The following is a 257-nucleotide window of genomic DNA, read 5'->3' as shown; positions in this document are numbered from 1 at the left end:
ATCAAGCGTCCAGGGTGTTTGAGAGCTTTTTGCTTGCTCAACGGCAGCACGCATCGCCTGAGCGCGTGGCTGCGTCAGTGTGCCAACGTTAATCAACAAGGCACTGGCGATAGCCGCAAACTGACTGGCCTCTTCGGTTTCGATAACCATCGCTGGCGATGCACCGAGCGCCAGCAAGGTATTGGCGGTAAAGGTTTGCACCACATCATTGGTCATGCAGTGCACAAGAGGGGAATGTTGGTGAAAAAGGTGTAACG

1 protein-coding gene is annotated in these 257 nt (G+C 54.1%); it reads right to left on the bottom strand.

The window, feature by feature from the left end; genetic code table 11:
- Window positions 1–257 (bottom strand): hydroxyethylthiazole kinase (locus tag SB765_RS31345; RefSeq protein WP_410932724.1); only part of this gene is annotated, 257 nt, incomplete at both ends.

The sequence above is a fragment of the Pseudomonas sp. SIMBA_067 genome, assembly GCF_046534675.1.
GTDB classification, from domain to species: Bacteria; Pseudomonadota; Gammaproteobacteria; order Pseudomonadales; family Pseudomonadaceae; genus Aquipseudomonas; species Aquipseudomonas putida.
This window is presented reverse-complemented; position numbering and strand designations above follow the sequence as displayed.